Genomic DNA, 19894 nt, shown 5'->3' with positions numbered 1-19894 from the left:
TGCACGCATGTTGAGAACCGTGATGCGAATGCTTAAATCTGCGCCAAAATGCCGATTTTGCGGTCTGCCGATGACCGGAGATCCCTCAGCGGTGTTTTGTTCCCGCGACTGCTATGACAGCTATCAGTCCATGGACCACAGTCCTTCCCACGGGCGGTAGCCGGGCCGGCAGCTCCCCGACGGCGTCGTCGAGGGGGAGCCGCCTGGGGGAGGACCTAGAAACCCGACTTGTCAGTGGTGGGTGCGGTAAACGAGACGGTCCCGATTGGATTGCCCGCCACGTCGGAGAGGGTTTGCGGGGGCGTGTAGGCGGGTGTCCCGGCCGGGACCCCCGGCGCAAGGGTGCCGGCACCTGCACTGCCGTTGGGTGCATTCCCAAGCGTGACCACAAGGGCGTTGTTCGCAGCGTCCCAGGTGGCACCGGATGCTGTGCCATTGGCTCCGAAAACGGCGTCGTTACCGCTGAGGTAGTTGCCACCCAGGGAGACCGTGCCAAGGGTGCAACCGGTGAAGGCGACGCTGAGCGAATCGTTGCTCCCGGCGTCGGAGATCCGCACCGTGCCCGTCAACCTCGAACCTGTCCAGTTGGCACAGAACTTCGTCAGGTCCATGGTTTCCGAGTACCACACAGTGACTGTATCCCCGGTGTCGGCGGACGGCTTGGAGAGGTTGGTGGAGCCGCCGTTGGCGAGCCTGATCCTTGTTACGGTCGGCGCCAGGGTGTCCTTGCTGGTGGCGCCTGCAGCAGTGGCGGTGCCGCTATTGCCGGCCAGGTCGGTGGTTGATGCCGTATAGGTCAGGGTGCCGTCGCTCAGGGTGGAGAGGTCCATGGTTGTGGACCACGTGGTGCCGGTGGGCGTGATCTGCTTGGTGACGCTCTGGGAGAGGCCGTTCCGGACGGTGACGTTCACTGCCGTTCCTGCCTCGGTGCTTCCGCTGACCGGGACCGCGCCGACGTTGCTGCCGCGGTTGACGTACATGGGCGCGGTGATGCTCAGGACTGGCGCCACCGTGTCTTTCGTATCCGAGGTGGTGACGGCCGTGCTGGCATTGCCCGCCGCGTCCCTGGCCGTCACGGTGTAGGTGACGGGTCCGTCGTTCAGGGTGCCGAGGTTGAGGTTGAGCGACCATGCACCGCCGGTGCCGGAAGCCGTTGCCGTGCCTGTAGCCGTGTTCGCGGTCACGCCGTCGGCGGCCGAAACGGTCACGGTTGCGCCGGCCTCCGCAGTTCCGGAAACCGGCACTGCGGAAACGTTATTGATGTTGACGTAGGCCGGGACAGCCAGGGACTGAGCCGGGGCAGGCGCCGCGGTGTCCTTGGTGCTGGTGGCCGTCTTGCCGGGACCGGTGTTGCCCGCGGCATCTGCTGCGGAAGCCGAATACGTGACCGTTCCCTGGTTGAGGCTGCTCAGGTCTGGACTGGCGGACCAGGTTCCCGTGCCGGAGGCGGTAACCGTGACAGTGACGGAATGGGCGGCACCGGCGTCACTGGCGGTCAGCGAGATTGTGGCCCCCGCCTCCGACGTGCCCGTCACCGGCACGGCGGCAACGTTGGCGGAGTTCACGTACGCCGGGACGCTCAGTCCCGGCGCGGCCGGCGCCGTGGTGTCGATCCTTATTGTCTGGGACTGTGCTGCGCCGGAGTTGCCTGCGTTGTCGGTGGCAAAGTAGGACACGGCGTGCGTTCCGTCGCCGCTGACCGCTACGGTGGCGGCGGACCCGGTCACCGTCTGCTTCGCGCCGCCGTCGACCGCGTAGGTGATGGAGGCCACGCCGGAGCCGTCCGGACCGTCGTCCGCCGTGAGGGTCACGGTGACGGGGCTGGAGTTGTTCCACCCGGCGGCGTTGGGGGTGGGCGAGATGGCCTGCACTGTTGCCGCGGGGGCTGCGGAGTCACTGCTGGTGCCGGTGCTGCGCGGGCTCTCGGCGCCCGTCCACAAAGCGATGGCGGGGGTGACGGTGTAGTACCAGACGCCGCCGGGCACGTTCTGTTCGGTGCAGGTGAGCGTGCCGACCGTCCCGCCGCAGCCGCCCGTGGCCGGTGTTCCGGTGCCACCTGTGGCTGCGGCGTACCTGGTGATGGTGTATCCGGTAGCGGCCCGGCCGTTGACAGTGGTCCCACCGGCCCAGCTGACCGTTAAGGCTGCGCCGTTGGCGGTGACGGCCGGCCTTGACCCGGCCTGCAGGGAGTCAGCGGCAGCGGCCGCGTTGCTGCTGCTGGTGGTGGATGCCCAGAACGCGTAGGCGGTGGTGCCCGTGCCCAGCAGGAGCAGGAACACGGTGACGATCCAGGGGAGCCGGCCGGACGCGCCCCCGCCCAGCAGCAGCTTCGGCATGGTCGATGCGGCCCTGCTCATTTGCGCACCTCGGCCGTCACGGGGAGGCTGAAGGTTGCGCCCTGGCAGGCTGCGAGTGAAGTGGTATCCATGACGGCCATTCCGGGAAGGGTGAGCAGGAGTGACGTGTTCGCGGCAACGTACGTTGCGGGCTCGAGCGGGGCGGCGGTCCCGGTGAAGCTGACACCGGTGGTGGTGCAGCCGGGGTGCGCGGCGTCCGCCGTCGCCGGACCGTTGGCGGTAACGCTGTAGACCTGCACCGGGTAGGGGTTCGGGTTGGTCAGGCGGAGTACGACGTCGGCGCTGCCGCCCGGGATGAGGGCTGCCTGCGGGTCGTCGCCGGCTACGAGGGCGTCCACGGTGACGGCCTGCATGGTGCCCGCCGCCGCGGACCCTTCCCCGGCTCCTGCCCCTGTCCAGTAGGCGTAGGCGGTTGCGGCGCCCGCAGTTATCAGGAGGCCGGCCAGTGCCGCAGCTTTGATGCCCCGGACGTTGCGGGCCCTGGTGATGCTGGTCATCTCAGTTCCCCTGTCCTGATCCCGAGTACGTGAGCTGGAGGGTGGCGCCCTTGCAGCCGTCCTGGTTGGCGGAGGTGTCGAGCATCCTCACATGGGGCAGGGCCGCGGCCGCGACGCCCAGCCCGGAAAGCGACTTGGTGCCGGTGGGAACTGCCAGCGGGTACGGCCCGCCGTACTGCGTGACGGCAAAGTCCGCCGCAGTGCAGGGGAGGTTCCTGGCCAGGGCGTCCGCGCTCCGGGCGACGCCCGCGACGGCCACCGAGATGTTGTTCAGGGAGAGCGCCTTGTTATTGGGGTTGTTGATCTGCAGGTCCAGGCCCGCCGACGTTCCGGGGGACAGGGTTCCCGGCACGTTTCCTGAGAGGGCGAACTGCTTGATGGTCGAATCGAGCACCAGCTTCACGTTCGCGTAGGCGTACTGGGTCTTCCCGGCGGAGTCCTTGCCGCTCCCCACCAGGTACAGGCTGGACGTTCCCGTGGGTGAGGCAGCGGTTGTGGCTACCTGGAGGGTTGTGGAACTGCCGGTGGCGGGGTTGGGCGAGAATGACGCCGTGGCCCCGGAAGGCAGTCCGCCCAGGATGCTGAAGGAAACGGGCCCGCTGAAGTTGTTGCGGGTCAGCTGCAGCGTGTAGACGGCGGTGGCGCCGGGCGGAACAGTCACCGAATCCGGAGTCGCGGCCACCGAGAAAGCGGTGGTCATCTTGTAGTTCACGGTGAGGCTGGCGGCGGTGCTGCCGGAAACCTTGCCGCTGGTGGCGGCGATGGTCAGGGAGCTGGTTCCGGCCGGCGTGCCCGCGGCGGTGGTGACGTTCAGGGTGCTCGTTGCTGTGCGGGTCCCGGAGCTGAGGGTGACAGGGGACGGCGTGAAGGTGCCTGCCGCCCCGGCGGGGAGCCCTGCGGCGGAGAGGTTGACGGTGCCGCTGAAGCCTCCGGTGGACGTGAGGGTAACCGTGAATGAGGCCTGCTGGCCCTGCTGGACGGACTGGCTGGCAGGGGAGACCTGCACCGTGATGCCCGGTTTTGGATTGTTCGCTGCAGCGATCAGTGCGCTGGCACCGGCCAGCATCAGCACCAGCCCGATCAGCGATGCCCTGATGGCCCTCCGCGTGCCGCGCCGCGGATGTCCGTCCTGATGGTGCACCCCGTGCCCCTTCCCATGTGGTGCAAATGACGGCAAGCCGGGGGTGGATTTTCACCGCCCCCGGCCCGCTCGCTTGTTAGTTGCTGCTGACGCTCACCGTGATGGTGGCGCCCTTGCAGGCATCCTGGTTGACTTCCGGGTCATCGGTGAAGGTGAGGGCGCCGGTGCCCAGAGGATGCGAGGTCACGAATTTGGGGACCGTGGTGGTGCCGGACGGGACCGTGGCGTTGAACCATGCGGGCAGGCAGCCTGCGTCGCTGGTTGTCACCACCGGGTTCACCAGCGTCACCGGCGTGCTGCTCGAGTTGGGGTTGACTGCCGTGTACGTGATGGTCTTAGGGTCCCCGCCGGGAGTGATGCCCTGCTCGAAGGACACGTTGATTTTCACGGCCTGGGTGCCGGAGGACGCCGCGGCGCTTCCGCTGCCCGAGCCTGTGGTGCTCCAGTAGGCGTAGGCCGCGCCGCCGCCGGCTGCGAGCAGCGCTGCGGAAGCGGCAACGGCGGCGATCTTGTTCTTCTTGGTCATTGGACGCATGGAAAGACTCCTTGAAAGTGTGATTGAGAACCCGTTCCCCCATGAGCGGCCCCATCCAGGTGCCTTTCGGTGGATCGATGACCCAATATTTTCGGCTGCGGGCGGGCGCAACAACACGTACCGGTACCCGATTTCCCAGATTGTTGAAGGAAGTACTACTTGGTTGGCACTGCCATTACTCTGTCGAGGCTGCCGGGCCCTGACGTCCGGGCACCTACTCCAGGCCCGGAAAACCAGGGTGGAGGCCGCCAAGCAAGTAGTGCCCTAGGTGGGGCACACGCACGCTCTCAAGGGTGCCTTTTCTCCAGTCGAGGAGGATGAGGTCTTGAATCAGGCAGCCGGCTCGCTACTATGATCCGACTCCATCTGGCGTTCAGGCCGGGCAGTGGTGGTTGCCACCAGCCATTCCATGGCTTCTGTTCGCGAGGTGAAAAAGCGTTTGGGGCGGGATGCCTTGTTCATCGCCAAGACGAAGTTGGCGATGACTTTGTCCACCGGTGAAGCCCCCAGCAACGCGATCTGTGAAGCTTGGCAGGTCCCCGCGAAGGCGGCGCGGGCCCCGCGGCTGACCGATGACGTTGTGGCCATATCCACCAGCAGCGGGCGTTCAGTTTGCCCGCATAGCTTGTCGACCATATGGATGGCCGCCTCGGCATCATGCGCACGGATAGCAGCGTTGCGCGCCCACGTCAGCTGAAGAATCCCGTGTTCATCCACAAACAGTTCAGCCATACCTGACCTAACAGACGCCATTACCTGTTTCCCCATAGCCTGGTTTTGTCCGAACCCGCAGGTGAGTTGGTTGATGAAGCTCGACGCATGGTGCGCGAGCGCTTGCTGTAGGCGATTGTCCTTTGCTGCATACTCGACCACAACCCCTGCCCATAATCCGAGCCCATCCCGCAGGACCGGCACCCGATCCAGATGGTGGACACCGGCCGTCCGGCTCCTGCCGAATGCGGGTATCCACAAAGCGGGGCGGGATAGCCGCTGAAAGAACACATTGCTGACCTGCTGCACCAGGTTTGTACGTAATCTTCCTTTCACGACGCCGAACGACATGGCCCAGGAGGCTCGTTCGGCATCCTTGCACTCCGTGGCCGCAGGGTCCCAATTGCCCAAGAATCATAGGAGCGCAGATGTCCAGTACCAGTGCAAAGCCGCACAGACTTGTTTCCGTGGTGGTAGCAGTCCTTGTGTTAGCCGCCTTCTGCCTGCAGTCACCACCAGCGTTCGCCGTGGATGTCGGGTCCGAGCAGGACACCGCCGGACCGCAAATCGCTGCCTTCTCATCCACGCCAGCGGCGGTGGATGTCCGGGTGGCCGCTGCCACCATAACGGCAACTGCCCAGATCACTGACGATCTTTCGGGCCTGAATGTTGCCAGGGTCTTCTACCGCAGCCCCTCCGGGATCCAGGGCCAGACGTTCGTTTTCTCAGCCTCGAACCGGACCTCCGGAGATGCACTGAACGGCAGCTACTCCCACTCGATTTCCATTGACACCCAGCAGGAGTCTGGCGTCTGGAAAGTATCCGGTGCTTCCACCACGGACGCCGTGGGAAACATCCGCTCCTACTCCGAGGCTGAAGCGCGAGCCTTTGGCGCTGCGGATTTCACCGTGACGTCAAACAGGGATGCCACGAAACCGGCCGTCAGTGCCGTGCGTTGGTCCCCCTCACCGCTGGATGTTTCCGGTGGCGACGGGATGCCGGTCTTCGAATGGGACGCCACAGATGAAGGCGGCTCGGGAGTCTACTACGTCAATATCAGCGTCACGTCACCGTCTTTCCGGCAGCGCATCAGCGGCCAGGCCGTGGATTTCAGCTCCACCGTCCGGAACGCGCACACGTTCACCGGCATAGGAACGATGGGTACCCCGACAGGTGCCGGGACAATGCACGAAAACGGAGTTCCCCAGTATTCAGAGCCGGGAACCTGGACCGTGAATTCTGTGCAGGTCCTGGACCGGGCCAACAACATGACCACATACCAGGGCGCGGCGCTGGCGGCCATTCTGCAGGGGCCGTTCGTTGTGGCCGCGAACCCCACTGACACAACTGATCCCGTCATCACTGCCTACCGGTTCAGCCCCGGAAGCATCGACGTCTCCACCTCACCCAGGACGGTCAACGTGGAGATCGACGTCAGTGATGAGCTCTCCGGGGTGCAGGCTGGATGGGTTACCTTCAAGAGCCCGTCCATTGCCACAGCATCTCCCCAGTTCCTTACCAGGACGGCCTCCTTCCACCAGATGCTGACTCAGCCCCGCATCGTGGGCGGGACCTTATCAGCCGCAGTTACCTTTCCCACGTATGACCGCAGCGGGAACTGGACGGTTGACCAGGTATGCGTCGTGGACCGTGTCAAGCATGTGGTCTGCCGTAGCGGTGCGGCCCTCGCCCCGCTGGGCCCGGCAGGGCTGGTGGTCATTGCCAACGAACCTCCGGCTGTCACCGTGACCGGTGTGCAGGATGGGGCCACGTACCAGGCAGGTTCCGTCCCGGCCGCAGCCTGCGACGTACGTGACCGGGAGGACGGCGTGGTGGGCAACGTCCAGCCTGCCATCACCGGTCCCGATGCCAGCGGCAAGTACACCGTCTCTTGCTCGTACACGGACAGGGGCGGAAAGACGGGTTCAGCCACCGTCACCTACACGGTTGAAGGACCAGTCAATACGCCTCCTACCGTTGACGTGACCGGGGTGTCTGAGACGACCTACGAAATAGGGTCCGAGCCGAGGCCGGGCTGCACCGTCACGGACGCAGAGGACACCGGAGAAGCTGCCGTGCCAGTCATCGGTCCCGCCGGGGGCGCCCACGGACTGGGGACCCGGACGGTCACCTGCAACTACACCGACGGCGGCGGGCTGACTGCAACCCGGAGCGTGAGTTACACAGTGGTTGATACCGGGCTTCCCACCCTCAGCGGAGCACCCACAACCGCACCGAATGCCGCCGGGTGGTACCGCGGCGACGTCACCATCCACTGGACAGCAGGGGACACCGGCGTCGGGCTCGATCCGGCCACGGTTCCGGGCGACGACACCGTAGCCATGGAAGGGGCCGGCCAAACCAGGACAGCCTCGGTTGCAGACCTGGCAGGAAACACCGCGACGGCGACCAGTGCACCTGCGGTGAACATCGATAAGACGGCACCCACCGTCGGAGCACTGTCCCTGTCAGCCAACCCCAAGGCCACGAGCCAGACCTCCGCCCTCTCCACCACCGTCAGCGACAATCTCTCAGGGGTAGCCGGCGGGGAGTTCTTCCTGGATTCTGACCCCGGGACCGGCAACGGCACCCCGCTGACGGTCAGCGCAGACAAAACCAAGCTGACCCACACGTTCGGGACCACGCTGGCGCCGGGAGTGTACACAGTGGGCGTCCGTTCCGTGGATGTGGCGGGGAACTGGAGCGCGACCTCCACCGAGATGCTGGTCGTTTACGATCCCAACGGTGGTTTTGTCACCGGTGGCGGCCACATCGCTTCCCCGGCCGGTGCCTGGACAGCAGACCCGGGGGCAAGCGGCCGGGCTACGTTCGGTTTCGTGTCCAAGTACCAAAAAGGTGCCGCCACACCTACCGGCAACACGGAGTTCCAGTTCCACGCCGGTGGCCTGAACTTCTCCAGTACCAGCTATGAATGGCTGGTGATCTCAGGGGCGAAGGCGCAGTACAAAGGCAGCGGCACCGTCAACGGGGTGGCGGGGTACAAGTTCCTGCTCTCGGCAACCGACGGTGCAGTCAACGGCGGCGGGGGGACGGACAAGTTCCGCATCAAGATCACCAAGGACGGGAACGTCGTCTATGACAACTTGCTGGGAGCAGCAGACGATTCGTCGAATGCCCAGGTACTGACTGGAGGCAGCATCGTCATTCACGCCAAGTAGGCCCGGCAACCGTTAGGCAGACACTACTGAAAGGGGAACAGCTCGTGGCTCGAAGCCACGAGCTGTTCCCCTTTCGGGTTCCGCGGCCCCTGCCCCCATCCGTCACCGCGTATCCACGTCCTCGAACACCAGGAAGGTCTGGGTATCCAGCACCCCGGGCATGGACTGCAGCTGGTCGAAGATGACCCGGCGCAGGTCGATGTTGTCCACTGCGCGGACCAGCAGGATCACGTCGAAGTCGCCGCCCACCAGGGCGATGTGGTGCACCTCGGGGATGGCGCCGAGCCGTTCGCGCAGTTCGCGCCAGGAGTCCTGCTTCAGCTTCAGGGTCACGTAAGCCGATGACCGGAGGCCGGCCTTGATTGGATCGACGAGCGCAGTGAACCTGGACAGCACTCCTTCGCCGGTGAGCCTGGCAATCCTGGTGTACGCATGCGCCCGGGAGATGTGGACGTTCTCGGCCACCTGCGTGACGGACATGCGGCCGTCCCGGGTCAGTTCGGCGATGATCCTGCGGTCGATGTCGTCCAGCGGGACGGGTTCCGTCCGGGCGTCCCTGGTCGCCATCTTGTCCACGGCCCCTGTCTACATCACGCTTACAATTTGTCTTCCAGTGTAGGTGTAAGCGGACACATTTCTCCCTGGACAGGGCAGGGACTGGATAGGCATCTCCCCGGGGCGCGGATACGCAGACTCAGTGCCGCCGGGCACCATGGAGTTCCGCTGCGGCGCGGATGAAGTCGCAGTCGCTGGGGGAGAGGATGCTTTCGCCGTGCCGGTCCTGTTCGAACTCGGCTCCGGTGGCCTTCTTGATCTCTGCCGCAATGGTGCGGGGAAGGATCCTGCACCCCGGATTGTCCACCAACCAGCGCCGCGTATCTGGCTCGAGCCGGTCCCACAACTTGTCAATGTCCATTACAGTTCCCCACCCTTTGTAATTTTCCTGTGCGATATCATCCGGAGACGGAAGGGAGCGCACTGTCCCCTCCGCGCCTGTCGCCGCACCCGGAGCCCCCTCAAGGAAATTCCTGCCCCCTGGTGCGGAGTCCTTTCCCTGGGATGAGCGGAAAAGAATCGTCCGAACACTGACCAATCAACATTGTTTGTCAACCGCGGTCATAGAAGTCTGGTCCCACACACATGGAGAGGTCAAGGCCTCGCTGGCCCCCGCTTGGAACGTGTTACCTATCCAGGAAAAGGTGGAGAACACGATTCCCGTCTCCATTTTGTCCACGGCCCCTGCCCGTAAGCTGGGTCACACTTACAATTCGTCTCCGGGTGCAGGCAGATTCAGGCAGCTTCTCCACGGTTTCCGCAGATGCTGGATACGAAACCTCCCGCAGGTCAATACTGGGAAGGAATAGTGGCAACAGAAGGAACGGACCAATGACGATCTCCGCAGACCACACCGCACCGGACACCGCCGACGCCAACAAGGCCGGCACGGCGCCTCATGAGGACGCCCTCACCGAGGCGGTGAAGAAGTTCGGCATCACGGCCGAGGACTACATGCTCCCCGCCCGGCACCAGATCCAGATGGTGGACCCGGCCGGCCGGCTCCTGCCGGAAAGCGAGCAGGGCACCGAACCCGGCCACGAATACCCCCTGCCCGGCGACGACGAACTGCTTGCCGCGTACGAGAAGCTCGTCGTCGGACGCCGCGTCAACGACCAGAACTCCGCCCTGGTCAGGCAGGGCCGCATGGCCGTGTATCCGTCAAGCCACGGCCAGGAGGCCTGCCAGGTGGCGGCCGCCCTGTGCCTCTCGGACGGCGACTGGATGTTCCCCACCTACCGCGACGCCGTCGCCGTCATGACCCGCGGCGTGGACCCCGTCCAGGTGATGACCATCTTCCGCGGCGACTGGCACGGCGGGTTCGATCCCCTCCAGCACCACGTGGGCATCCAGTGCACCCCGCTGACCACGCAGCTGCTGCACGCCGTCGGCGTCGCCCACGCCGCCAAGCTCCGCGGCGAGGACACCGTGGTGCTTGCCATGTGCGGCGACGGCGCCACCAGTGAAGGCGACTTCCACGAGGCCCTCAACTTCGCCGCCGTCTTCCACCTGCCCGTCATCTTCTTCGTCCAGAACAACAAGTACGCCATCTCGGTGCCGCTGGCACACCAGTCCGTGGCGCCGTCGCTCGCGCACAAGGCCGTGGGCTACGGCATGGCGGGCGAACGCGTGGACGGGAACGACGTCGTGGCCCTCCTCGCCGTCCTGGACCGCGCCGTGAAGCTGGCCCGGGAAGGCTCCGGCCCCCTGCTGGTGGAAGCCAACACCTACCGCATGCAGGCCCATACCAACGCCGACGACGACACCCGCTACCGGGAAAGCGCCGAAGTTGCCGAATGGCGGGCCAAGGACCCCGTCAACCGGATGCGGACCTACCTGACCGACCGCGGCCTGCTGGACGACGACGCCGAGGCGCGGATCTCCGAGAAGGCGGAAGCGGTTGCCACCCAGCTGCGCGAAGGCCTCAGCGAGGACGTCCCCGTGGACCCGCAGGAACTCTTCCGCCACGTCTTCGCAACACCCACGCCGCAACTGCAGGAACAGTCCGCCATGCTCGCCGACGAGATTGCCCGCGACGCCGCCTCCCAGAACTCCCCAGCGCAGAACTCCCCAGCGCAGAACTCCCCAGCACAGAATGCAGCAGCACAGGAGGCCGCCAAGTGAGCCCCACCGTCACCACCTCGTCCGAGGCCAACGGCAACGTCAGCGCCGCCACCGCGCGCGCCGCGGCCTCCGCCGCAGCCACCGCGGATGCCGCGGGCCCGCAGCCGGTCACCATGGCAAAGGCGCTGAACACGGCGCTGGTGGACGCCATGCAGGCCGATTCCTCCGTCCTGGTGTTCGGCGAGGACGTGGGCACGCTGGGCGGGGTCTTCCGCATCACCGACGGGCTGACCGCGACATTCGGGGAGCAGCGCTGCTTCGATACCCCGCTGGCCGAGTCCGGCATTGTGGGCATGGCCGTGGGCATGGCGATCAACGGGATGCGCCCGGTGATCGAGATGCAGTTCGACGCGTTCGCCTACCCGGCGTTCGAGCAGATCGTCAGCCACGTGGCCAAGATGCACAACCGGACCCGCAGTGCCGTGAAGCTGCCCATGGTGATCCGGGTTCCCTACGGCGGCGGCATCGGGGGAGTGGAGCACCACTGCGACTCCTCCGAGTCCTACTACGCCCACACCGCCGGCCTGAAGGTGTTCACCCCGGCCACCGTGGCGGACGGGTACCGGATGCTCCGCGAGGCCATCGACTCGGACGACCCCGTGATGTTCATGGAACCCAAGAAGCTGTACTGGTCCAAGGACCTGGTGGACCTGGGTGAGCTGCGGCGCCTTCATGGGCAAGGCACGACGGCGGGCCAAACCACCGAGGGGCGCGCCGCCGTCGCGCGTCCCGGCACGGACGCGACGCTGATTGCGTACGGGCCGTCCGTCCCCACGGCGCTCGCCGCCGCCGAGGCTGCCGCGCTGGAAGGGCGCTCGCTGGAGGTCATCGACGTGCGCACCATCGTCCCGTTCGACGACTCCACTGTTTGCGAGTCCGTCCGGAAGACCGGCCGGGCCGTGGTGATCGCCGAGGCCCACGGCTTCGCGTCCGTGTCCTCGGAGATCGTGGCCCGGGTGCAGGAGCGCTGCTTCCACTACCTGGCCGCGCCCATACGCCGCGTCACCGGGTTCGACATCCCGTACCCGGCACCGAAACTCGAAAAGTACTACCTGCCCGGCGTGGACCGCATCCTCGACGCCGTCGACGACCTTCAGTGGGAGGACTGACCATGAGTGAAACCAAAGTGTTTTTATTGCCTGACCTGGGCGAGGGGCTCACGGAAGCCGAACTGGTGTCCTGGCACGTTGCCGTGGGCGACTCGATCTCCGTGGACCAGCCGATCGCCGAGGTGGAGACGGCCAAATCAACTGTTGAGGTGCCTTCCCCGTATGCCGGCGTTGTGGCTGAGCTGCACGGGCAGCCGGGGGAGACCATCGACGTGGGGAAGCCGCTGATCTCGGTGACGCCTGTTTCGGTGGGCGGGCCTGCGCCGGCGGCTGAGGCCCCCGCCCCTGCCGAACCAGAGGCTGCGCCCGTCGAAACTGAACTGGGCGAGCCGGTGGCTGGGTCTGGTGAAGGTGAGCCTGCCAACGTGGAAGCCGAGGCGTACCGCGAGGAGGAAAAGGCCGGGTCCGGGAACGTGCTGATCGGCTACGGCACTCCGGGAGGTCACGGCACCGCCCGGCGAGCCCGCGCCCGGAAGGGCTCGGTTGCAGTGGTTGAGCCTGCGGTTTCGACGTCGGCCAGCGGGGCGGACGATCTTTCCCTGCTCCGCACGCGCGTTCCCGGCAAGCTCGGCGCTGTGATCTCCCCGCTGGTCCGCCGCATGGCCCGCGAGCACGGGGTAGATCTGGGTGAGCTCCAGGGCTCCGGCGAGAGCGGACTGATCATGCGCCGCGACGTCGAGGCTGCCATCCATCCGGTGGAAACCAAACCGGTTGAAACCCGGCTCGTGGAATCCTCAACCACCGACAGGACAACCACCGACGCCCGCACGGGCCTGCCCATCTCCTCGCGCACGCCGGTGAGGGGAGTGCGCAAGGCCGTTGCCGCGAACATGGCCCGCAGCCGCTCGGAAATTCCCGAGGCGACCGTCTGGGTGGACGTGGATGCTACAGCTTTGCTGGAACTGCGCGAGGGTCTCAAGGCTGGTGGCTCGGACGTGCCGGGTCTGCTGGCGTTCATCGCGCGTTTTGTCACAGCTGGGCTAAAAAAGTACCCGGAGCTGAACACGCGCATCGAAACCGCGTCCGACGCATCCCAGGAGATCGTCTCGTTCGACGGGATCAACCTGGGCATCGCCGCCCAGACGGACCGGGGCCTGGTGGTGCCGTCTGTCCGCGGCGCTGAGAAGATGAGTGCCCGGGAACTGGACACGGAGATCCGCCGGCTGGCCGACGTCGCCCGCCAGGGCAAGGCCACCCCCACCGAACTCGGCAGCGGAACCTTCACGCTGAACAACTACGGAGTTTTCGGCGTGGACGGGTCCGCGGCGATCATCAACCACCCTGAGGTGGCCATCCTCGGCGTGGGCCGGATCATCGACAAGCCCTGGGTGGTCAACGGCGAACTGGCCGTCCGCAAGGTCACCGAGCTGACGCTGACCTTCGACCACCGCGTCTGCGACGGCGGAACCGCCGCCGGCTTCCTCCGCTTCGTGGCCGACGCCATCGAAAACCCAACCACCCTCCTGGCGGACATCTGAGTGTCCTCATCGGCCGGGCGGTACCCCGCGAGGGGCGCCGCCGGCCGGTCCATGGTGCGCGCGGAGCCATGCCGCCGTGGCAAGAATGAGCGGCACCTGGGCCAGGGCGTAAACGCCGTGGACGAGGTAATGGCTGACAGTTTGCGCCGGCGCGAACGGGAGGAACGGCAGGGGCAGGACGCTGAGTACGCCTCCGCCAAAGAAACCCAGCAGGCCCCAGCACAGCAAGGCTATCGTCGCCGCCCTCCGGGCCGGAGTGAACCATCCGGCCACCAGCAGGGCAGTGGCCAGGAACGGGACGAGCGATTCAGGGCTGAGGAAGCCCTGTCCGGGCAACTCGGCGAGATTGTGGGCGAAAAGGCCGGCCCAACCAATCAATGCCCCGATTGGTACAGCCAGTTCCCGCGCCGGTGACATGCTCAGGCCGCCGCTTGCCGGTTCTGCTTCTCAGACCAGAAGGCAAGGACGTGCCGGGTGACTTCGCGCGGTGCTAACAGGAGCGGAGCCACGTGGCCGCCGCCTGTCACACGCGCAAACCGCCAGTCCGGAACGCTGCGTGCCGCCCGTTCGGCTTCCGCCGGGTCATTCATGGGATCGTCCCGGCCCACCAGCATAAGGGTGGGCGCCTGCACGAGAGGTAGGACCGGGCGGAGATCGGGGCGGTGCAGCATCACCGACTGCATTGCCCAGTACTTACCGTGCCTGTTACCGCGGCGGAACGCATCGCTCACCGCCGCGGCGGCCGCCGGTGCTGTTTTCGCCGCACCATGCCCGGCCAGCGCCTCTACCAGGCTCCCGCTGAAGGGGGCCGGCCCCAGGACCCGGTAAAGGTAGACCAGCAGGGCTGCCTGCCGGCGTTCGGCAGGGGTCAACGGATACGGGGGCGTGCCGATGGTGGCCAGCGTTCGGCACCGGTCAGGGAACCTGTGCGCAAAGACGATGCCCACATGCCCGCCCCAAGCGTTGCCTACCCAGTCCACGGGGGCAGAAATATCCAACGCATCCAGGATCTGGGCGGCAGCGGCGGCGCAGTCCTCCAGTGAATAGCGCCTGCGGATCCCCGGGCTGCCGCCGTGCCCGGGCCCGTCCACCAGGAAAAGTTCACGTTGCCGTCCCAGATCCTCCACGACGCCGTCAAAGGTTCCGGAATCAACAAACAGACTGTGCCATAGGAACGCCGGCGGGCCGGCGCCGATGCGACGGACCGCAAGGGGACCCAGTGTTGTCCCAATCATTGTCGACGAAGAATCCGAGGGCATCTCCGGCCTCCAAGTGCAGCAGTGAGGAAAGAATTTACTTCGGTTTCCGAAGCTTATGGGATAAAGTTTCCTCCGTGCCCCTGCCGCCGTCAAGAGATTCCGAGCGCCCGAGGCTTCCCGTGGGACAGTTGCTGGTGCGCCTGCTGGCTGAGTTCCGCCGCGAGCTCCTGGACGAAGCGGAATCCCACGGCTACGGGGACATCCGCCTGGCTCATCTGCAGATCACCGGCAACCTCGGCACCAAGGGAATCCGCCTGACCGCCTTGGCTGAGCGCGCGCAGCTAAGCCTTGCTGCCACCTCCGAGCTGGTAAATGAGTTGCAGGCGCTGGGGTACCTGGAACGCAGGCCTGACCCATCTGATGCCCGGGCGAAACTCATCTTCCCGTCCACCCGCGGGCTGCAGATGCTGCGGGAGGCATCGGCCAAAGTTCGGGAGCTGGAACAACTGTGGGGCTCATATGCGGGAGAGCAGCGCTTCGAAGCAGCCCTACAAACCCTGCAGGACGTACTGGACGCCACCCGCAAACCCGGCAGGCAGGACCACGGGCCGCCCAAGCGGTTTCAGTAAGGAGTCAGCGTCGGCATCGCTGCCCAGCCGCCGTCGTAAATCACCATGGCGTCAGTCGCGGAGCGCGGGGACAACCGCTTCGCGGGCGATGGCCGCAGCGTAGCCTTTGCCATAGCCGGCCTCATTCGGGTGGAAGCTGGCCATACTTCCGTCGAATACGAACCAGGATGCGGGCGAACCGATGCCATGCCCGTTGAACTCGTCAGTGACATCGACATACACCGTTCCGCGGAGCTGCTTGGCCGCCTTCCTGATGACCTTGTTCAACGTGTCCGTGCCGTCGTTGAACACCTTGGCCGCTTCGACCGTGATGTAGGGCTTGTCACCGAATTCCGGGGAGAACAGGTGCGGATACCCCAGCGCGACGATGGTGGCCTTGGGTGCCTTGGCGCGGACGGCAGCGTAGGCATTGGTCAGGGCTGTCCGGAGCTCTGACTTAGCAAAGGCTTCCGCGGACTTGACTGCCGTTTTGCAGGCGTCCAGGGGGCTGGGGGCCATGCACTTACCGAGGATCTCCAGGAAACTGACGTCATTGCCGCCAACCGTAATGGTGACCAAGTCCGTTTTTTCGTTCAGCAGCCCGGCATCCGCTGCCACTTTGACCTGGACGGGCACCATGGCGGCGGTCCACCCCGAGCAGGCGGCGTTGCCATCGAGCTCGACGACACCCCATTTGTCCAGCACATCCGCATAGCCCGGCGATGCCTGGAAGCATTGCCTCGGATCCGTTGGGTCCGCTGGATTTACAAAATACAGCGGGGAGACTCTGACGTTCGGGGCACCGATGCCCGACGTGTAGGAATCCCCCAGGGCCACGTAATCCAAAGGTTCGGAATCATGTGCGGCAGCCGGGGTGGCTGCCGAGCCAGCCAACAGTCCGGCGACAACAACGGCGAGTGCTCCGAAACGCCGGGTATAGCGAACACGGGCGGGGCGTGGGGCTGATTCACCACGTGCAGTTCCTGGTTCCCGAGATGGTGGTTTCATCATGCTCCCTTGTCTTCAAATCGTGCCAGTCGTGGCGGCAGGCATCTGGCGCCTGGGTGAAACGACGGTTTAAGAACACCTCCTTCGGCGTTACTCCAGCGTTGTTGAGCCATATGCCGCTGCCGGCTCCACCGGCTTCCGGAATTTGTCAGGAAACGATGCGCAGTGGAATGGGATAGCGATAGGGCTGGCCCTTAGAGGCGGACATTCCAGCCAGAATGGACAAGACGATGATCGCGATCCATAGCCCAAAAAGCGCGAGGCTAAACAGCAAGCCGACAAATGGGATAAGGGAAAAGACTAGGCACACGATATTCGCGGCAACAACGTTGACATGGAAGTTGAGGGCTTCTCCGGACTCCTGGCGTGCAAAACGTCCTCGATCCTTGAAGACAAGGTAGATGACGAGGGCGGGGATGAAACCTGTGAGGCCGCCGAAGTGCGCTATCGTCCCCCACTGTTTGTCGTCATAGGGGTTCAGCTGGTACTCCGATGGAGGCACCGGCGGCCGATAAAGCGTTGGGCTGCCCGCTGGGGAAGAGCTTTCAAGTGGCGCGTGGTTCACGGCGGGAGGGTCGGTGGGCTGTTGCGGGTAGGGGCTGCTGGCCTCGGGTTGGCTCATTGTGTATTCCTGTTCTACGTGATTTTTCGGGGAAGGACGTCAAGCGCCCGGGAGTTCAGCGAAACCGTCCAGGGCGTCCTGAATGATCTCGGACAGGTCCTGAAGCACGGCCGGTTCATCGAAGTTTGAGCTTGAGATTGCCGCCCCGCTGAGCAGGACACTGCCTGTGTTGGCAGTGAAGCTCACCATGTTCAGCTCCGTTCCAACCAGCGTTCCAGCTGCGCGGACTGCCAACGAGTTTTCCGCTTCGGTCTCCAGTTCCACCTCAGTCATGGTGAGCTTGGCCTCCTGGCCGGCTATTTTCATGGTGATGTTCCCGCATTCCTTCACTACGGAGGCATTCGTTTCGGCTCGTTTGCCATGGCCGTTGATGGGGTCCACGGCAGCCATGATCATGGTCGTCTTGCCCGTAGCGGACGAAAACATGGCAACCCCTGTGGTTAATCCGTCCTCAAGAGTGGGTGCCAGATTGACGAAGGGCTTGCAGCCCTCAGGTGTGATTTCCGGTGTGAACGCGGACGGCCGCGTCATGTTCGCATTCGCTTCGGACTGTGCCACCATGGCCTCGTGGCTAAGCAGCTGGGCGGGTTTAGCACCTTCCGAATCCCGCAAGCCTTCAAGTACCTGAAGTATTTGGTCGGCGGTGTAATTTCGCAGTGGAACTGGCGGCTTCTGGGCAGGAGCTTCCCCGGTTGCGGCGGCCCCGGCAGTGTGCCCGGTTTCCGGTATCTGGCTTGTGCAGCCCGTGAGTCCCAATGCGGCACCCAGGATGGCTGCGGTCATTTGCCTCTTCATGTTGTATTCCCGTCGGTAGTGGGCTTGGGTTCAAGGCCTGACCAGGTCGGCCTCAATGAAGCCCACGAAGCCTTTGAGACGGACATGCAGCCCGGCCTCGGTTCTGCTGAGAGTTACGTCCACTCGTTTCACGCAGCGGTTGTTTAGGTCTTTATCTATACGTTCTTCAAACCGCGCCCGCGTCCCGGTTCGATCCGTCTGGGTCCAGGTTCCGCTGCAGGTCAGCTGCGGATAGTCAACAAGCCCGGACAGTGTTCCGTTGCGGTGGCTTAGATCAAGGACCAGGTCATACCCCTTCTGAGCACCGTAGACCGGCCCCTGCCACCGTCCGGTAAGGACGGCGAGGTCACCCAGGTCCTGTCCCTCGTCAGGACCTGGACCGTCCGTGGCGGAGATAGGAGGCTCCATCTTCTTCAAATAGCCAATAACGGCATTAATGGCCTTCTGGTTGTCAGGAAGCGCATTATGGAAGCAATCCGAGAAGAGGCCGGGAACGAGCAGAGGAATTTGGGACACATCGGCCTTGCCTTCCATCATCATGTCCAAGGCGCGCTGGTCGCCCAACGCTTCGACCGTAGTTCCGATCAACGCGGCAGCTGTCCCTGCAACGGATCGGCTTCGTATCAAACGATGCGACAGATACCCGGCCGTATGCTTACATTCGATGATTGTTTCTCCCCAGAACTTTCCCGATGGCCGGGTATCCGAGGACGTATTGATGTATCCGGTCGCCGACAGTTTTGGAACAATAACGTCCCCGAACAGGGGAATATCGGCTGACATGAATTTGAGTCCGAAAAGCCGTCTTTCAATGATGACTTGCGAGCCGACCATCGCGTATTTCGTACTTGCAGGAAGGTAAGGAAAGCTCGCACAGTCACGGGGGAGGGGAATGGCCAGACAAGCCGCCGCAGACGTTTCTGCCCCCGGCATGCCGGCCAGCACAGGATCAAGGCCGGCGCTGCGCATCCCCTGGAGCATGTCGGCGTAGACGGTTCCTCCCCAAGGCGAACCGGAGTACGGCGTCCCCAGGCTTACCGCCCCTCCCAGAATGCTGCCCTGGCCCGATCTTGCCAAGATGCCACCGGCTGCACGGATGACGATGCCGCCCATGGAGTGCCCGACCACAAGGACCTTCCGGTCGCCGTCCGGCATCGCTGCCGACACCTGGCGAATGAAATCGGCAAGGCAGGACGCCGCCTCTCCAGTTGCACCCCATACCGTGTTCGCGAAGGAATAATCGAAGGCCAACACCTTATATTCGGGCTCCAGGCCCTCTTTCAGTAGTGTTGGGCCGGCTCCATGGCCTGACGACGATCCCAGCCACCCGTGAACGTAGACGACGGGGCGGGCTGTTATTCGTGCCGGAAGTGGGGACGGCTGGGGGTGACGGCATTCAGTTTGGCCGGGTGCGCCGTCTTCCGCCTGGGCGCTGGATACCGGCAGCGTCATGGTTAGCGCGATGGCCAGCATCAGATGAAGCAACTTCTTCATTCCGCTGCCTTCTCAGCGGAAAACATGCGCAGTTGTCCGTGGGTGCGGACCAACCCGATGGACCATTTCTGGCCAGCCGAGTCTGCTGCCGCCACTGACCACAGGCCGGGCTCAATGAGCTGCAAGGAGGAGGGCTCTACCTTGAGGCCCATTGTTGCGAGGCGGGAAGCGAAGCCAGGGTCAGCGCTTTGGCTTGCGCTGATGGGCAGGTAGGGGACCAACTCTGGGAGGTCTGAAGAGGCCATGGCCGCTTCCAGGTCGCCAAGCTCCTTATCCGAAGGCACCCGTTCGTCCATGTCGCCTGCGGTGGCCGAGGATGACGGGGCCGCGGATTGGGTAGCTGCGGCCGGCTCCTGGGTAGGCGCTGCCGGTGCTGGGAGCCGCCCTGCGGTTGATCCGACCATCCACAGCGCGACCCCAGCCACCAGCAGCAACCCCGCCGCGAGGATGACCCAACCGGATCTGCGTCGACTCACGTGGCC

At 64.8% G+C, this 19894-nt stretch carries 19 protein-coding genes; 5 read left to right on the top strand and 14 right to left on the bottom strand.

Features of this window, described 5'->3' with window-relative positions; genetic code table 11:
- Positions 1 to 215: 215 nt before the first annotated feature.
- The 5 genes from AC5RUU_RS02515 to AC5RUU_RS02495 form a co-directional block, all read right to left on the bottom strand.
- Positions 216 to 2357 carry a beta strand repeat-containing protein gene (locus tag AC5RUU_RS02515; protein WP_493973624.1) on the bottom strand — a complete coding sequence of 714 codons (2142 nt, stop codon included), beginning with the start codon at positions 2355 to 2357 and terminating at the stop codon, positions 216 to 218.
- Complete coding sequence (locus tag AC5RUU_RS02510; protein WP_493973623.1) at positions 2354 to 2854, bottom strand: hypothetical protein; 501 nt, start codon at positions 2852 to 2854, stop codon at positions 2354 to 2356. Before AC5RUU_RS02510 ends, AC5RUU_RS02515 begins: the two co-directional genes overlap by 4 nt.
- Position 2855: 1 nt before the next feature.
- Complete coding sequence (locus tag AC5RUU_RS02505) at positions 2856 to 3995, bottom strand: COG1470 family protein (RefSeq protein WP_493973622.1); 1140 nt, start codon at positions 3993 to 3995, stop codon at positions 2856 to 2858.
- Between the two features lie 76 nt (positions 3996 to 4071).
- Positions 4072 to 4530: a hypothetical protein gene (locus tag AC5RUU_RS02500; RefSeq protein WP_493973621.1), complete on the bottom strand. Its 459-nt coding sequence runs from the start codon at positions 4528 to 4530 to the stop codon at positions 4072 to 4074.
- Between the two features lie 330 nt (positions 4531 to 4860).
- On the bottom strand, positions 4861 to 5592 hold the full coding sequence (locus AC5RUU_RS02495) for a DUF7793 family protein (protein ID WP_493973620.1): 732 nt from the start codon (positions 5590 to 5592) through the stop codon (positions 4861 to 4863).
- A 77-nt stretch (positions 5593 to 5669) separates the two neighbouring features.
- Between AC5RUU_RS02495 and AC5RUU_RS02490 the strand changes: the two genes are divergently transcribed.
- Positions 5670 to 8420, top strand: coding sequence for a DUF7035 domain-containing protein (locus tag AC5RUU_RS02490; RefSeq protein ID WP_493973619.1), 2751 nt, complete (start codon positions 5670 to 5672; stop codon positions 8418 to 8420).
- A gap of 102 nt (positions 8421 to 8522) precedes the next feature.
- Here the strand turns inward: AC5RUU_RS02490 and AC5RUU_RS02485 are convergent, their stop codons facing one another.
- Both AC5RUU_RS02485 and AC5RUU_RS02480 read right to left on the bottom strand, forming a co-directional pair.
- Positions 8523 to 8987: an Lrp/AsnC family transcriptional regulator gene (locus tag AC5RUU_RS02485; RefSeq protein WP_493973684.1), complete on the bottom strand. Its 465-nt coding sequence runs from the start codon at positions 8985 to 8987 to the stop codon at positions 8523 to 8525.
- Between the two features lie 127 nt (positions 8988 to 9114).
- Positions 9115 to 9336 carry a hypothetical protein gene (locus AC5RUU_RS02480; RefSeq protein ID WP_493973618.1) on the bottom strand — a complete coding sequence of 74 codons (222 nt, stop codon included), beginning with the start codon at positions 9334 to 9336 and terminating at the stop codon, positions 9115 to 9117.
- A gap of 470 nt (positions 9337 to 9806) precedes the next feature.
- On the opposite strand from AC5RUU_RS02480, the gene pdhA reads away from it, so the two are divergent.
- Genes pdhA through AC5RUU_RS02465 form a run of 3 tightly spaced genes read left to right on the top strand, consistent with a single transcriptional unit; the run spans position 9807 to position 13686 of the window.
- Positions 9807 to 11099, top strand: a complete 1293-nt coding sequence (gene pdhA / locus AC5RUU_RS02475; RefSeq protein WP_493973617.1) for a pyruvate dehydrogenase (acetyl-transferring) E1 component subunit alpha — start codon at positions 9807 to 9809, stop codon at positions 11097 to 11099.
- Positions 11096 to 12208: an alpha-ketoacid dehydrogenase subunit beta gene (locus AC5RUU_RS02470; RefSeq protein ID WP_493973616.1), complete on the top strand. Its 1113-nt coding sequence runs from the start codon at positions 11096 to 11098 to the stop codon at positions 12206 to 12208. Before pdhA ends, AC5RUU_RS02470 begins: the two co-directional genes overlap by 4 nt.
- A 2-nt stretch (positions 12209 to 12210) precedes the next feature.
- Complete coding sequence (locus AC5RUU_RS02465) at positions 12211 to 13686, top strand: dihydrolipoamide acetyltransferase family protein (protein ID WP_493973615.1); 1476 nt, start codon at positions 12211 to 12213, stop codon at positions 13684 to 13686.
- A 6-nt stretch (positions 13687 to 13692) separates the two neighbouring features.
- On the opposite strand, the gene AC5RUU_RS02460 is transcribed toward AC5RUU_RS02465, so the two are convergent.
- Together AC5RUU_RS02460 and AC5RUU_RS02455 are read right to left on the bottom strand one after the other, a co-directional pair.
- Positions 13693 to 14103, bottom strand: a complete 411-nt coding sequence (locus AC5RUU_RS02460; RefSeq protein ID WP_493973614.1) for a hypothetical protein — start codon at positions 14101 to 14103, stop codon at positions 13693 to 13695.
- 2 nt (positions 14104 to 14105) lie between these two features.
- Positions 14106 to 14921 carry an alpha/beta fold hydrolase gene (locus AC5RUU_RS02455; protein ID WP_493973613.1) on the bottom strand — a complete coding sequence of 272 codons (816 nt, stop codon included), beginning with the start codon at positions 14919 to 14921 and terminating at the stop codon, positions 14106 to 14108.
- 143 nt (positions 14922 to 15064) lie between these two features.
- Here AC5RUU_RS02455 and AC5RUU_RS02450 point away from each other — a divergent pair, with 143 nt between their 5' ends.
- Positions 15065 to 15514 (top strand): MarR family winged helix-turn-helix transcriptional regulator, encoded by a 450-nt coding sequence (locus tag AC5RUU_RS02450; RefSeq protein ID WP_493973612.1) that lies wholly within the window; start codon positions 15065 to 15067, stop codon positions 15512 to 15514.
- Between the two features lie 51 nt (positions 15515 to 15565).
- Here the strand turns inward: AC5RUU_RS02450 and AC5RUU_RS02445 are convergent, their stop codons facing one another.
- The 5 genes from AC5RUU_RS02445 to AC5RUU_RS02425 form a co-directional block, all read right to left on the bottom strand.
- Complete coding sequence (locus AC5RUU_RS02445; RefSeq protein WP_493973611.1) at positions 15566 to 16387, bottom strand: SGNH/GDSL hydrolase family protein; 822 nt, start codon at positions 16385 to 16387, stop codon at positions 15566 to 15568.
- A gap of 262 nt (positions 16388 to 16649) precedes the next feature.
- Positions 16650 to 17123 carry a DUF4870 domain-containing protein gene (locus AC5RUU_RS02440; protein ID WP_493973610.1) on the bottom strand — a complete coding sequence of 158 codons (474 nt, stop codon included), beginning with the start codon at positions 17121 to 17123 and terminating at the stop codon, positions 16650 to 16652.
- Positions 17124 to 17162: 39 nt separating this feature from the next.
- A complete protein-coding gene (locus AC5RUU_RS02435; RefSeq protein ID WP_493973609.1) occupies positions 17163 to 17906 on the bottom strand; it encodes a hypothetical protein in 744 nt (247 codons plus the stop codon).
- A 42-nt stretch (positions 17907 to 17948) separates the two neighbouring features.
- Positions 17949 to 19412 carry an esterase/lipase family protein gene (locus AC5RUU_RS02430; protein ID WP_493973608.1) on the bottom strand — a complete coding sequence of 488 codons (1464 nt, stop codon included), beginning with the start codon at positions 19410 to 19412 and terminating at the stop codon, positions 17949 to 17951.
- On the bottom strand, positions 19409 to 19888 hold the full coding sequence (locus AC5RUU_RS02425; protein ID WP_493973607.1) for a hypothetical protein: 480 nt from the start codon (positions 19886 to 19888) through the stop codon (positions 19409 to 19411). The genes AC5RUU_RS02430 and AC5RUU_RS02425 overlap by 4 nt, the downstream gene beginning before the upstream one ends.
- Between the last annotated feature and the right edge of the window lie 6 nt (positions 19889 to 19894).

It is taken from the genome of Arthrobacter sp. K4-10C (genome assembly GCF_059090085.1).
This window is presented reverse-complemented; position numbering and strand designations above follow the sequence as displayed.

What these genes read in the sequence shown, in the direction of transcription:
- AC5RUU_RS02515 (WP_493973624.1), bottom strand. Translation starts at nt 2,357, where the DNA reads ATGAGCAGGGCCGCATCGACCATGCCGAAGCTGCTGCTGGGCGGGGGC.
- AC5RUU_RS02510 (WP_493973623.1), bottom strand. Translation starts at nt 2,854, where the DNA reads ATGACCAGCATCACCAGGGCCCGCAACGTCCGGGGCATCAAAGCTGCG.
- AC5RUU_RS02500 (WP_493973621.1), bottom strand. Translation starts at nt 4,530, where the DNA reads ATGCGTCCAATGACCAAGAAGAACAAGATCGCCGCCGTTGCCGCTTCC.
- AC5RUU_RS02495 (WP_493973620.1), bottom strand. Translation starts at nt 5,592, where the DNA reads ATGTCGTTCGGCGTCGTGAAAGGAAGATTACGTACAAACCTGGTGCAG.
- AC5RUU_RS02490 (WP_493973619.1), top strand. Translation starts at nt 5,670, where the DNA reads ATGTCCAGTACCAGTGCAAAGCCGCACAGACTTGTTTCCGTGGTGGTA.
- AC5RUU_RS02485 (WP_493973684.1), bottom strand. Translation starts at nt 8,987, where the DNA reads ATGGCGACCAGGGACGCCCGGACGGAACCCGTCCCGCTGGACGACATC.
- AC5RUU_RS02480 (WP_493973618.1), bottom strand. Translation starts at nt 9,336, where the DNA reads ATGGACATTGACAAGTTGTGGGACCGGCTCGAGCCAGATACGCGGCGC.
- pdhA (WP_493973617.1), top strand. Translation starts at nt 9,807, where the DNA reads ATGACGATCTCCGCAGACCACACCGCACCGGACACCGCCGACGCCAAC.
- AC5RUU_RS02465 (WP_493973615.1), top strand. Translation starts at nt 12,211, where the DNA reads ATGAGTGAAACCAAAGTGTTTTTATTGCCTGACCTGGGCGAGGGGCTC.
- AC5RUU_RS02460 (WP_493973614.1), bottom strand. Translation starts at nt 14,103, where the DNA reads ATGTCACCGGCGCGGGAACTGGCTGTACCAATCGGGGCATTGATTGGT.
- AC5RUU_RS02455 (WP_493973613.1), bottom strand. Translation starts at nt 14,921, where the DNA reads ATGATTGGGACAACACTGGGTCCCCTTGCGGTCCGTCGCATCGGCGCC.
- AC5RUU_RS02440 (WP_493973610.1), bottom strand. Translation starts at nt 17,123, where the DNA reads ATGAGCCAACCCGAGGCCAGCAGCCCCTACCCGCAACAGCCCACCGAC.
- AC5RUU_RS02435 (WP_493973609.1), bottom strand. Translation starts at nt 17,906, where the DNA reads ATGACCGCAGCCATCCTGGGTGCCGCATTGGGACTCACGGGCTGCACA.
- AC5RUU_RS02430 (WP_493973608.1), bottom strand. Translation starts at nt 19,412, where the DNA reads ATGAAGAAGTTGCTTCATCTGATGCTGGCCATCGCGCTAACCATGACG.